Genomic DNA, 12,025 nt, shown 5'->3' on the forward strand with positions numbered 1-12,025 from the left:
GTGTGTCTTCCTTCCCACGGGCGACCGCTATATGACGCCTCGTGAAACGTGCCGGTCGTGATCCGGCGACCGCCATCACCTCTGTCCGCGGTGACGGTCCTTCGCGCTCCCCCTTCGTCCAGGGGCGAAGGGGGAGCGCGACGCGTAACAATCGCGCGAAGAACTAGTTCTTCGCGCGATTGTTACGCTTCGCGCTCCCCCTTCGTCCAGGGGCGAAGGGGGAGCGCGACGCGTAACAATCGCGCGAGGAACTAGTTCTTCGAGTAGAGCTCGACGATCAGCTGCTCGGTGAGCGGGGTGTCGATCTGCTCACGGGTCGGCAACTGGTGGACGAGGATCTTCAAGCTGCCGGGGACGACGTGGAGCCACGCCGGGACCGGACGCTCGCCGAAGGTCTCACGGGCCAGCTGGAAGGGGAAGGTCTCCACCGACTGCTTGCGGACCGTGATGATGTCGTACTGCTCGACGCGGTGGCTCGGGATATCCGTGCGCACGCCGTTGACCTCGAAGTGGCCGTGGGTGACCAGCTGGCGGGCGTGGCGGCGGGTGCGCGCCAGGCCGGCCCGGTAGATCACGTTGTCCAGGCGGGACTCGAGGATGGTGAGCAGGTTGTGACCGGTCTGGCCGGGGCGGTTGGCCGCCTCCTTGTAGTACCGGACGAACTGCTTTTCCATAACGCCGTAGGTGAAGCGGGCCTTCTGCTTCTCCTGCAGCTGGGTCAGGTACTCCTTCTCCTGGATCCGGCGACGGCCGTGCTGGCCGGGCGGGAAGGGACGGAGCTCATAGTTCTTGTCGCCGCCGACGAGGTCGAGCTTCAGTCGACGCGACTTCTTGGTGATGGGGCCGGTGTAACGAGCCATGGTGTTTTCTTATCGCCTTTCCGTGACTCAGACGCGCCGGCGCTTGGGCGGGCGAACGCCGTTGTGCGGGCTCGGGGTGACGTCCTGGATCGCGCCGACCTCGAGGCCAGCGGCGGTGAGGGAGCGGATCGCGGTCTCACGACCGGAGCCGGGGCCCTTGACGAAGACGTCGACCTTCTTCATGCCGTGCTCCATGGCACGACGAGCGGCGGCCTCGGCCGCCATCTGAGCCGCGTACGGGGTGGACTTGCGGGAGCCCTTGAAGCCGACCTGGCCGGCGGACGCCCACGAGATCACCGCACCGGTCGGGTCGGTGATCGAAATGATGGTGTTGTTGAACGTGCTCTTGATGTGGGCCTGGCCCACGGCAACATTCTTCTTGACCTTGCGACGCACCTTGGCGCCGGAGCGGGTCTTGGGAGGCATGCTTCTCCTACGTTCTTCTTCGCGTGCGGTAGGTGATCACCGGCGGCCGACCTCTTCTTGGGAAAAGTGGTCAGGGCCGTTGGGGGTGATTACTTGCCGGCCTTCTTCTTGCCGGCGACGGTGCGCTTCGGGCCCTTGCGGGTGCGCGCGTTGGTCTTGGTCCGCTGACCGCGCACCGGGAGGCCACGGCGGTGCCGCAGACCCTCGTACGTGCCGATCTCGACCTTGCGGCGGATGTCCGCGGCGACCTCACGGCGGAGGTCACCTTCGAGCTTGACGTTGGCCTCGAGCCAGTCACGCAGCGAGACGAGCTGGTCATCGACCAGGTCCTTCACGCGGGTGCTCGGGTCGACGCCGGTCGCTTCCAACGCCTTCTGCGAGGTCGTGCGGCCCACACCGAAGATGTAGGTCAGTGCCACCTCAACGCGCTTGTCGCGCGGGAGGTCCACTCCAACAAGACGTGCCATCTTGTCGTACTTCCTTTTCTGTTCATTTCCGGAGGTCTGGTGCAACACCGGTCCGCTCCGAGGTTTCCCTCTTGCGGTCCTCGGCCTCCGGGCCGAGGGTGACGTCCAGGCTCCCTTCCGCTGAGCGAAGGGGGCGTGGGGCCGGGTGCTGCGTGATGTCGTGTCGATCTAACAACTGTGCTGGGTGTTCGTCGCGAGAGATCAGGCGATCCGTGCGGCGGACCGGGACAACAAGCCCCGATCGATGATCCCTAGCGGAGAATCAGCCCTGGCGCTGCTTGTGGCGCAGGTTCTCGCAGATCACCATGACCCGACCGTTACGGCGGATCACCTTGCACTTATCGCAGATCTTCTTGACGCTCGGCTGAACCTTCATTGCCTTGAACGCATCTTTCATCGATCTGTCCCGACATCTCAGGATCGAGACATCGGGTGGTGCTGCTGGCCGGTAGCGTGGGCGCGATGCCCCCGCCGGGTCAGCGGTAGCGGAAGACGATGCGGCCGCGGGTCAGGTCATACGGGCTCAACTCGACGACAACCTTGTCCTCCGGGAGGATTCGGATGTAGTGCTGTCGCATCTTGCCCGAGATGTGGGCGAGGACCTTGTGACCATTCGTCAGTTCGACCCGGAACATTGCGTTCGGGAGCGCTTCGACGATGGTGCCCTCGACCTCGATGACGCCGTCCTTCTTGGCCATACCCTCTCAATCCGTCTCGGCCGCTCCCCTGATAGGAGCAGACCCGCTTGCGGTCACGCGTGCAGGCACACGTGACCGACGCTCAATCTTAGGGGACAAGGCCAGCCAAAGGCGAATCGCCCTTCCTCCCGGCCTGCACAACGCGCCCACCCGCGCACCCTGCGCACCCCACCAACGCGCCCGGCCTGCACAACGCGCCCTCCCCCGCACCCTCCACACCCCACCCAGCGCGCCTGGCCTGCACAACGCGCCCACCCCCGCACCCTGCGCACCCCACTAACGCTCCCGGCCTGCACAACGCCCCCACCCCCGCACCCTGCGCACCCCACCTACCGACGCGGGGATGCCGCGGCAAGGGTCCAGTACGCCCGCACGATCTGACCGATGAAAGTCGCTGGCTGAAGTCGGTAGCCGAGGACAGGCACGCGGAGCACGACACCTCGTGCGATCACGACTTCGTTGGAGCGCAAGGCGTCGTCGACGGTGTTGAGCGCGAGGGCGTGGTGGCCTCCGTCGACCTCGACGAAGAGGCCGACCTCTTCCCATCCGAGGTCGAGATAGACCCGGCCACCGCGGTGTTCTCGCACGATCTGATGGGAGGGTTCGGGCAAACCGGCCGCCCGCAGAGCGCCGACCACGTCGATCTCGCCGAGGGCCTGCGCTCCACGACTCACATCGCGCACCGCGTGGTCGAGCAGAGTGCGACGCGGTAGCGGCAGACGCGCCCGACGATCCAGCCACGCCTGCGCCAGGGCGTCCGGGCGCACCAGGCGCTGCTGCACCACCAGGCACATCAGGAGAACCGCCGCGCGATCAGAGCGAGCCCATTGCATGGCATGCACGGTGGCCACCTCTGGCTGTACCCGCGGGATCCCCGCCGAGACGACCACTGGCATCTGGCGCCGTTGGTGAATCCGCACTCCGGGGTGCTTGCGCGGTCGGCAGTTATGCGGAAGGGAGATGTCGATGACCGAATCGTCAAAGCCAGTGAGCCCCGCCTTCCACAGCGCCGCGACACCGTCGAGCGCGGCGCCCGAACCGCTTTCCCAGACCACCTGCCACAGTCGACCGTCCCCCATCGGCTCACCCGTGCCGATCCCCACCGTGTGCCGACCGAGAACTCTCCACCGACCCGCGGTGACCTCCGAACGCACGTCAGCGCGGGTGATCCCCACTCGCCGAAGGTGGGATCGAGGCGCGACGCCCCCGTACAACTCGGCGACCCGGGCGCCCCGGAAGGCCCGCTGGTCTCGGCTCAACGCCACTCGCGGATAGACGCTCATGCGCCACCGTTGTCGCGTCGGGCCCGCTCCGCGTGGCCATGGGAGGAGGTGGTGGACAGCCCCCTTCGCTCTCCGCCGACTGTGGAAAACGACAAGCGGCGTGCGGAAGGTGCGCACGCCGGCACCTTTGACACCCCACCGGAGTCACCCGGCGTGCAGAAGGTGCGCACACTCGCACCCTTGACACCCCACCGCAGTCACCGGCGTGCGGAAGGTGCGCACGCCCGCACCCTCGGCAGGCCGTCGGGTTAGTCGCCGCGGAGGTGGGCGGCGTACAGCTCGAGGATGCGGGCCGTGCCGTCGACGGCGCTCAGCTCGCCCGAGCGAACCGCCGCGGTGAGCTCGGCACGAGCGGCGCGGACCTCGGGGGCTTCGCGCACCCCATCGGTGAGGTGGGCATCGACCATCGCCCACATCCAGTCCTCTTGCTGCTGGGCGCGCCGGGCCTCCAGCGAGCCGCCCTCTTCCAAGTACGCCCGGTGATCGAGCACCGCCTGCCACACCTCGTCGAGGCCCTCGCCCGTCGCCGCGGAGCAGGTGAGCACGGGTGGGCGGCGCAGTTCCTTATCGCTCATCACGAGGCGAAGGGCGCCGGAGAGTTCGCGAGCAGCGGCGCGGGCCGGCAACGCCCCATCGCCGTCGGCCTTATTGACCGCGATGACATCGGCGAGTTCGAGGATGCCGCGCTTGATGCCCTGCAACTGGTCACCGGCGCGAGCCAGGGTGAGCAGCAAGAAGGTGTCGACCATCTCGGAGACCGCAATCTCGTTTTGTCCGACGCCGACGGTCTCGACGATCACGACGTCGTACCCGGCTGCCTCGAGCACGAGCATCGACTCGCGCGTCGCCCGGGCCACTCCCCCGAGGTGGCGTCCGCTCGGCGAAGGGCGGACAAAGGCCCCTTCGAGCGCGGTGAGCTCGGCCATCCGCGTCCGGTCCCCGAGGATCGAACCGCCTGTGCGCCGCGAGGACGGATCGACGGCGACGACCGCGACCCGGTGACCTCGCCCGACAAGCCGGGACCCCATCGCGTTGATGAAGGTGGACTTCCCCGCCCCTGGCACACCGGAGATCCCGACCCGGACGGCTGACCCGGTGTCCGGGGCAAGCTCGGCGAGCAGCGCGCTGGCCTGATCCCGGTGTGCGGGCTTGCTGGACTCGACGAGCGTGATGGCGCGGGCGACCGCCTGCCGGGCGCCCGCGCGGACACCCGCCGCGAGGTCAGCGATGTCGACCGCGCGGGTCACGCGTCGAGGCGCTTTCGCAGCTCCTCGATGAGCCGGATCGCGGCCTCGGCGATCACCGTGCCGGGCGGGTAGATGTCATCGGCGCCGGCTGCGCGCAACTCGTCGAAATCCTGGCTCGGGATGACACCACCGACGACGATCATCAGATCGGAGCGGTCCAGGGCATCGAGCTCGCGGCGAAGGGCGGGCACGAGCGTCAGGTGGCCCGCCGCCAGGGAGGACACCCCGACGACGTGCACGTCGGCCTCGACCGCCTGGCGGGCGACCTCGGCCGGCGTCTGGAAGAGCGGGCCCACGTCGACGTCGAACCCGAGGTCGGCGAAGGCGGTCGCGATCACCTTCTGGCCGCGGTCGTGGCCGTCCTGGCCCATCTTGGCGACGAGGATGCGCGGTCGGCGCCCTTCGGCCTCTTCGAAGTCCTCGACCAGCGCCTGCGCGCGGGCGACGGCGCTGTTGTCCTTGGCTTCGTCCCGGTACACACCCGAGATCGTACGGATCTGCGCGGTGTAGCGGCCGTAGACCTCTTCGAGCGCGGACGACATCTCGCCGACGGTGGCCTTGGCGCGGGCGGCGTCGATCGCGAGCGCGAGCAGGTTGGTCTCCATCGACCCACCGGGAGCCTTCGCGGCCTCGGTGAGCGCTGCGAGCGCCGCGCGCACCTCGTCCTCATCCCGCTCGGCCCGCAAGCGCTCCAGCTTGGCGATCTGGCTGGCCCGCACGGCGGCGTTGTCGACCTTCAGCACCTCGATCTGCTCGTCCTGGTCGACCGGATAGAGGTTGACGCCGATCACCGGCTGCTGGCCGGAGTCGATCCGGGCCTGAGTGCGAGCCGCCGCCTCTTCGATCCGCATCTTCGGGATGCCGGCCTCGATCGCCTTGGCCATCCCGCCGGCCTCTTCGACCTCTTGGATGTGCGCCCAGGCGCGCTCGGCGAGGTCGTGGGTGAGCCGCTCGACATAGGCGCTGCCCGCCCACGGGTCGATGACGCGGGTCGTCCCGGACTCCTGCTGGAGCACGAGCTGGGTGTTGCGCGCGATCCGAGCGGAGAAGTCGGTCGGCAGCGCGATCGCCTCATCCAGGGCGTTGGTGTGCAGGCTCTGCGTGTGCCCCTGGGTCGACGCCATCGCCTCGATGCAGGTCCGCACGACGTTGTTGTAGACGTCCTGCGCCGTGAGGGACCACCCCGAGGTCTGGCTGTGCGTGCGAAGGGAGAGCGACTTGGGGTTCTGCGCACCGATATCGCGCACCAGCCGTGCCCAGAGCAGGCGCGCGGCCCGCATCTTGGCGATCTCCATGAAGAAGTTCATCCCGATCGCCCAGAAGAAGGACAGCCGCGGCGCGAAGGCGTCGACGTCCAGCCCAGCCGCGCTCCCGGCGCGGATGTACTCCACGCCATCGGCGAGCGTGTACGCGAGCTCCAGGTCCTGGGTCGCCCCGGCCTCTTGCATGTGATAGCCGGAAATCGAAATCGAGTTAAAGCGCGGCATCCGCTCGCTCGTAAAGGCGAAGATGTCGGAGATGATCCGCATCGACGGCTCGGGCGGGTAGATATAGGTGTTGCGGACCATGAACTCTTTGAGGATGTCGTTTTGGATCGTCCCCGAGAGCTGCTCCGGGCTCACCCCCTGCTCCTCGGCGGCGACGACATAGAGCGCGAGGATCGGCAAGACCGCGCCGTTCATCGTCATCGACACGCTCATCTGGTCGAGCGGAATCCCGTCGAAGAGGGTGCGCATGTCGTAGATCGAGTCGATCGCGACACCGGCCATCCCGACATCGCCCTCGACGCGCGGGTGGTCGCTGTCGTAGCCGCGGTGGGTCGCCAGGTCGAAGGCGACCGACAACCCCTTCTGCCCCGCCGCGAGATTGCGACGGTAGAAGGCGTTGGATTCCTCAGCGGTCGAGAAGCCGGCGTACTGGCGGATCGTCCACGGTTGGTTGACGTACATCGTCGGGTACGGGCCGCGGAGGAAGGGGGGTGCGCCGGGCGCGGTGTCCAAGAAGTCCAGGGCGGCGGTATCGGCCTCGGTGTACACCGGAGCGACCACGACATGCTCGGGTGTGGTCCAGCCCTCGGCGAGGCCCTCGACCTCGGCGACCTGGGCGTCCCAGGTCTGCTGCGCGGTGGGCGAAGGGGTGGCCTCACCCAGATCGACGCCGTCCAGACGGGGGATGGTGCTCATGTCAGGCTCCTTCGCCGGTCAGGGTGTCGAGCAGGTCGGTCAAGAAGGCGACGATGTCCATGCCGTCGTAGATCTCGCCGTCGACGGTGGCGGCGGCATCACCGAGTTCGCGGGCGCGGCCGGTGATCAAGACCCGCTCGATGCCCTCATTCGAGCGAAGGGCGGCGATCACCCCTTCGGCGTGGTCGGCATAGACCTTCGGTGAGCTCATGATGATCGCGACCGGGCTCGGCGCCAGAGCGGCCGCGGCGTGCGCGTCGGCGCCCTCGATCACCTCGGCCTGGATCCCAGCAACCGCGAGGAGATTGACCAAGAAGGTCTGGCGCGCACCGAAGTCGCGGCGGGCACCCAGCGCGAGGACCGGCACGCTCGGCGCGGCCTCGGCGGATCGTGCACGTAGACCCTCGAAGATCTCGCTATCGCGGTGCCGCGGCAGTCCCCCGCTCGGCGGGAGCTCGCGGGCGGTGCGCGCCAGCGGCTTCTCGGCCGCGAGCGGGAAGGTCGAGGTGCCCGTGAGCGGGATCGCCCGGGTCGCAAGTCCCCGGTCGCGTTCGGCGCGGCTCGCAGCGAGCCGCTCGGCGATCGCTCCGGACGCCAGGGCCGCGGCGACTCCGCCAGCGGCGTCCACCTCACCGAGGTAGGCCCAGGCGGCGCGCGCGATCTCCTCGGTGAGGGACTCGACGTACCAGGAACCTCCGGCCGGGTCGGCAACGCGCGCGACATTGGACTCGTCGGCAAGCAGGCTCTGGGTATTGCGCGCGACGCGACGCGAGAAGGGTTCGGCGAGCCCGAGCGCGGTGTCATAGGGCAGCACAGTGATGGCGTCCGCTCCGCCGGCGGAGGCCCCGAAACAGGCCAGCGTGCCGCGCAAGATGTTGACCCACGGGTCGGTGCGGGTCTGCATCCGCCAGGAGGTCACGGCATGAATCGCCGCCCCACGCTCGGCCTCGGGGACGTCAGCGAGCTCACCGATCCGGGCCCAGAGTCGGCGCAGCGCCCGCAGCTTGGCGATGGTCGCGAACTGATCGGCGGTCACGGCGACTCGGAAGTCGATCGCCGCGAAGGCCTGAGCCGCACTCACACCCGCGGCCTCGAGGTGGCGGACGTAGTCGACGCCCGTCGCGACGGCGAGCGCGACCTCATCCTGGTCGGTGGCACCGGCGTCGTGGTAGACGCGGGTATCGACCGTGATTGCTCGGACGTCCGGGCGCGAAGCGACCAACGTGACGGCATCGGCGAGCGGCGCGAGGTCGGGCTCGGAGCCCATCGCAGCGGCCGCGCCGATCGGGTCGTGCCCGAGGCTTCCGCTGCCCGGCACTCCCTTCTCCTCCCACCAGGCCAGGAGCGCCGCTGCGGCGCCCGCCTGGTCGTCGACGGAAGACACCGCAACGGGGGCCAGATCGGGCAGGACATCGGTCAAGACCTCCGCGAGGTCCGACGCCGCGATTCCCCCGGTGCCGACCTGGACCCAGACCGAGCTCACGCCATTGGCGAGGTCAGCGGCGACGGCGCTGCGGCTGATCGAGGCGTCCGGGTGATCGAAGAGTTGGCGAATATCCCACGGCCGTTCCGGCGACCGGGGTCCCCGGCCACGGGTGAAGGGCATCGAACCAGGCAGTCCGAGCGCACGCTCCGCCTCTGGACGCTGGTACAGAGGGTCGACGACGAGACCGCCAGGGAGCGTGGTCCGCAGGCTGGCTTCGGCTTCGGCTCCGTCGAGCGCCTCGGAGCGCGAACGGTTCACCACCTTCGCGACCATCTGCTGCCACTGCTCGTGGCTCACGGGGGCGAAGTCGGCCGCCAGGGCCATGACCTCATCGGATTGCGAACTCGCCGTCATGTAAGGGCGCTCCTCATCGGGCTCGGGGGCCACGGCGACGCGTGGCGCGTCGTCACCGCGTGGGCCATCGTCAACCCTACCGAGGCGACGATGGCGCCCGTCCGTGAGGTCCGCCTGATGAGCGATGAGCGCGCCCCGCTGGTCGCCGGGCGGCGCCAGTGGAGTTCTTAAGAGAGCGGGCCGAAGGGGGCGCCGCGCGCCGTCAGTTCGGCCTCGCCGCCGTCGATCGCGGTGAGCACCCAAAGGCCACGCTCGGTGATCGCGACCGAGTGCTCCCAGTGCGCCGCGCGCGAGCCATCGTCGGTCACGACCGTCCACTCGTCATCGAGGACGTGATTGTCCTGCGAGCCCCAAGTGACCATCGGTTCGATCGCGATCGTGGTGCCCACCGGGGTGCTGGGACCGCGTCCCTGGACCCGGTAGTTCGGGACCTGCGGCGCCATGTGCATCTCGGTCCCGATCCCGTGACCGACATAATCCTCAACGATCCCGTACCGGCGACCGTCGGCCACGCCATCGGCGACGATGCTGTCCTCGACCGCAGCGCCCACGTCGTAGAGCCGGCCGCCGGATCGAAGGGCGGCGATCCCCGCCCAAAGCGAGCGCTCGGTGACCTCGCTCAGACGCACGTCGTTGGGGTCGGCTGCGTCCGGGTCCCCGACGATCAGGGTCACGGCCGCGTCGCCATTCCAGCCATCGACCTCGGCGCCGCAGTCAATGCTGATGAGGTCACCGTCACGCAGCACCCGGTCCCCCGGGATGCCATGGACGATCTCATCGCCCACCGACGTACACAGGGTGTGGGAGTAGCCGGGGACGAGCTGGAAGTTGGGGATCCCACCGTGGCTTCGGATGAAGTCCTCGGCGAGCGTGTCCAGGTCCAGCGTCGTCATCCCGGCCCGCAGCTCGGAGCGCAAGAGGTCGTGCGTCCGTCCGACAAGCAGACCGGCGACTCGCATCGCCTCCATCTGCTCGGCCGTCTTGACCTCGACCCGCTCGCGTGCGAACCAACCCATAAAGCAAATGTCCTAACGAAGGGGGTTACGCCTTGGCGTCGAGCGCCGCGAAGATGCGCTCGCCGACCTCGTCGACACCGCCCATCCCGTCGACCTCGACGAGCAGGCCGCGCTCACGGAAGAGGTCCGCGAGCGGCTTGGTCTCGCGGCCGTAGATCGCCTGACGTTCGCGGATGACCTCTTCGGTGTCATCTTCGCGCCCTTCGACCTCGGCGCGCTTCAGCAGACGCGAGACGACCTCGTCCTCGTCGACAGTCAGCATCAGGACGGCTTCCAGGGGGTGACCCTGCTCGGCGAGCATGTCATCGAGGGCGTGCACCTGTGCTTCGGTGCGCGGGTACCCATCGAGCAGGAAGCCCGGCCCGCAGTCATCCTCGGCCAGTCGGTCCTTGACGATCGCGTTGGTGATCTCGTCGGAGACATAGCCGCCGGCAGCGGTGATCTCCTGGACCTTCTTGCCGAGCTCGGTCCCTTCCTTGATGTTCGACCGGAAGATGTCTCCGGTCGAGATCGCCGGGATCCCGTAGTGCTCGGCGATCGCGCTCGCCTGCGTGCCCTTACCGGCACCGGGGGGACCAAAGATGATCAGACGCATTAGCGGAGGAACCCTTCGTAGTGGCGTTGCTGGAGCTGGGATTCGATCTGCTTGACCGTCTCGAGACCGACACCCACCATGATGATGATAGAGACCCCTCCGAAGGGGATGTTCTGGGCTGCCGGGCCGAGGTATCCGAAGGCCACCAACGGGATCAGCGAGATCGTCGCGAGGTAGATCGCACCAGCGACGGTGATCCGGTTGAGGACATACGCCAGGTACTCCGCGGTCGGTCGACCGGCGCGAATCCCCGGGATGAAGCCCCCGTACTTCTTCATGTTGTCCGCCACCTCGGTCGGGTTGAAGGTGATCGAGACGTAGAAGAAGGTGAAGAAGAGGATGAGCGAGACGTAGAGCGCGATATGCCAGCCGCTATTCGGCGGCGCGATATTGGCATCGATCCATTGGGCCCACCCCGGAGTGTCCTCCAGGGTTTGCCCGCGCTGGAACTGGGCGACCATCACGGGGAGCATCAGCAGCGAGCTGGCGAAGATCACCGGGATCACGTTGGCCATGTTGACCTTGATCGGGATGTACGTCGACGTGCCGCCATACATCTGCCGGCCAACCATGCGCTTGGCGTACTGCACCGGGATTCGTCGCTGGGATTGCTCGACGAAGACGACGGCGGTTACGACGAAGAGGCCGAGCAGGATCACGATGAAGAAGAGGTCCCAGCGTCCGTCGCGCTGCTGGATCGCCCAGAGCGCGCTCGGGAAGGTCGCCACGATCGAGGAGAAGATCAGCAGCGACATCCCGTTGCCGACGCCCTTGTCGGTGATGAGCTCACCGAGCCACATGATCAGGCCGGTCCCGGCGGTCATGGTGAGCACCATGATCAGGATCGAGGGGGTCGAGTCGCTGTTCAAAATCTCGGTGCACTGGGCGTTGTTGAACAGCTGCGACGGGTTCCGCGCGAAGGTGACGAAGGTCGCGGACTGCAAGACGGCGAGCGCGATCGTGAGGTAACGCGTGTACTGCGTCATCTTGACCTGGCCCTGCTGGCCTTCCTTCTTCAACTCCTCAAACTTCGGGATGACCACGGTGAGGAGCTGGACGATGATGCTCGCCGTGATGTACGGCATGATCCCGAGCGCGAAGATCGACAGTTGGAGGAGCGCTCCTCCGCTGAAGAGGTTCGCCATCCCGAGGAAGGACGTGCCTTCCTGCCGGGCGCCAGCGATGCACGCCTGCACCTTGGTGTAGTTGACGTTCGGCGTCGGGACGTGGCTTCCCAAGCGGAAGAGCACGATGATGCCGAGCGTAAACAACAGCTTCTTGCGCAGGTCCGGCGTCTTAAACGCGCGGGAGAAGGCGGTGAGCACTGGGCCTCCAGGGAAGCGACCGGGCGCGGGCTAGCCATGCCGACGGCCGCGGGGTGGATAAGCGAACGGGGTGAACGATACCTCT

12 protein-coding genes are annotated in these 12,025 nt (G+C 67.8%); all 12 read right to left on the minus strand.

Annotated features, from left to right (window positions below):
- Positions 1–251 precede the first annotated feature (251 nt).
- Positions 252–860, minus strand: a complete 609-nt coding sequence (rpsD, locus tag AB8K43_RS09800) for a 30S ribosomal protein S4 (protein WP_370893835.1) — start codon at positions 858–860, stop codon at positions 252–254.
- A gap of 27 nt (positions 861–887) precedes the next feature.
- On the minus strand, positions 888–1,286 hold the full coding sequence (rpsK, locus tag AB8K43_RS09805; protein WP_007928041.1) for a 30S ribosomal protein S11: 399 nt from the start codon (positions 1,284–1,286) through the stop codon (positions 888–890).
- A gap of 89 nt (positions 1,287–1,375) precedes the next feature.
- Positions 1,376–1,753, minus strand: coding sequence for a 30S ribosomal protein S13 (gene rpsM / locus AB8K43_RS09810; protein ID WP_370893838.1), 378 nt, complete (start codon positions 1,751–1,753; stop codon positions 1,376–1,378).
- 262 nt (positions 1,754–2,015) lie between these two features.
- The gene (gene rpmJ, locus AB8K43_RS09815) at positions 2,016–2,129 is read right to left on the minus strand and encodes a 50S ribosomal protein L36 (RefSeq protein WP_006592630.1); all 114 of its coding nucleotides are present in this window, start codon (positions 2,127–2,129) and stop codon (positions 2,016–2,018) included.
- 100 nt (positions 2,130–2,229) lie between these two features.
- On the minus strand, positions 2,230–2,451 hold the full coding sequence (gene infA / locus AB8K43_RS09820; protein WP_007928045.1) for a translation initiation factor IF-1: 222 nt from the start codon (positions 2,449–2,451) through the stop codon (positions 2,230–2,232).
- 329 nt (positions 2,452–2,780) lie between these two features.
- Complete coding sequence (locus AB8K43_RS09825; protein WP_370893841.1) at positions 2,781–3,734, minus strand: hypothetical protein; 954 nt, start codon at positions 3,732–3,734, stop codon at positions 2,781–2,783.
- 248 nt (positions 3,735–3,982) lie between these two features.
- Entirely contained in the window at positions 3,983–4,981 is a 999-nt protein-coding gene (gene meaB / locus AB8K43_RS09830) for a methylmalonyl Co-A mutase-associated GTPase MeaB (protein ID WP_370893843.1), read from the minus strand.
- Positions 4,978–7,164 carry a methylmalonyl-CoA mutase gene (gene scpA, locus AB8K43_RS09835; RefSeq protein ID WP_370893844.1) on the minus strand — a complete coding sequence of 729 codons (2,187 nt, stop codon included), beginning with the start codon at positions 7,162–7,164 and terminating at the stop codon, positions 4,978–4,980. Before scpA ends, meaB begins: the two co-directional genes overlap by 4 nt.
- Position 7,165: 1 nt before the next feature.
- Complete coding sequence (locus tag AB8K43_RS09840) at positions 7,166–9,004, minus strand: methylmalonyl-CoA mutase subunit beta (protein WP_370893846.1); 1,839 nt, start codon at positions 9,002–9,004, stop codon at positions 7,166–7,168.
- 167 nt (positions 9,005–9,171) lie between these two features.
- Positions 9,172–10,020: a type I methionyl aminopeptidase gene (gene map, locus AB8K43_RS09845; RefSeq protein WP_370893848.1), complete on the minus strand. Its 849-nt coding sequence runs from the start codon at positions 10,018–10,020 to the stop codon at positions 9,172–9,174.
- Positions 10,021–10,045: 25 nt separating this feature from the next.
- Positions 10,046–10,615 (minus strand): adenylate kinase, encoded by a 570-nt coding sequence (locus tag AB8K43_RS09850; RefSeq protein ID WP_370893850.1) that lies wholly within the window; start codon positions 10,613–10,615, stop codon positions 10,046–10,048.
- Positions 10,615–11,940, minus strand: a complete 1,326-nt coding sequence (gene secY / locus AB8K43_RS09855; RefSeq protein ID WP_370893852.1) for a preprotein translocase subunit SecY — start codon at positions 11,938–11,940, stop codon at positions 10,615–10,617. Before secY ends, AB8K43_RS09850 begins: the two co-directional genes overlap by 1 nt.
- Positions 11,941–12,025 lie beyond the last annotated feature (85 nt).

This window comes from Janibacter sp. GXQ6167 (assembly GCF_041365945.1).
In the GTDB taxonomy this organism is placed as follows: Bacteria; Actinomycetota; Actinomycetes; order Actinomycetales; family Dermatophilaceae; genus JBGFSK01.

What these genes read in the sequence shown, in the direction of transcription:
- rpsD (WP_370893835.1), bottom strand. Translation starts at nt 860, where the DNA reads ATGGCTCGTTACACCGGCCCCATCACCAAGAAGTCGCGTCGACTGAAG.
- rpsK (WP_007928041.1), bottom strand. Translation starts at nt 1,286, where the DNA reads ATGCCTCCCAAGACCCGCTCCGGCGCCAAGGTGCGTCGCAAGGTCAAG.
- rpsM (WP_370893838.1), bottom strand. Translation starts at nt 1,753, where the DNA reads ATGGCACGTCTTGTTGGAGTGGACCTCCCGCGCGACAAGCGCGTTGAG.
- rpmJ (WP_006592630.1), bottom strand. Translation starts at nt 2,129, where the DNA reads ATGAAGGTTCAGCCGAGCGTCAAGAAGATCTGCGATAAGTGCAAGGTG.
- infA (WP_007928045.1), bottom strand. Translation starts at nt 2,451, where the DNA reads ATGGCCAAGAAGGACGGCGTCATCGAGGTCGAGGGCACCATCGTCGAA.
- AB8K43_RS09825 (WP_370893841.1), bottom strand. Translation starts at nt 3,734, where the DNA reads ATGAGCGTCTATCCGCGAGTGGCGTTGAGCCGAGACCAGCGGGCCTTC.
- scpA (WP_370893844.1), bottom strand. Translation starts at nt 7,164, where the DNA reads ATGAGCACCATCCCCCGTCTGGACGGCGTCGATCTGGGTGAGGCCACC.
- AB8K43_RS09840 (WP_370893846.1), bottom strand. Translation starts at nt 9,004, where the DNA reads ATGACGGCGAGTTCGCAATCCGATGAGGTCATGGCCCTGGCGGCCGAC.
- map (WP_370893848.1), bottom strand. Translation starts at nt 10,020, where the DNA reads ATGGGTTGGTTCGCACGCGAGCGGGTCGAGGTCAAGACGGCCGAGCAG.
- AB8K43_RS09850 (WP_370893850.1), bottom strand. Translation starts at nt 10,615, where the DNA reads ATGCGTCTGATCATCTTTGGTCCCCCCGGTGCCGGTAAGGGCACGCAG.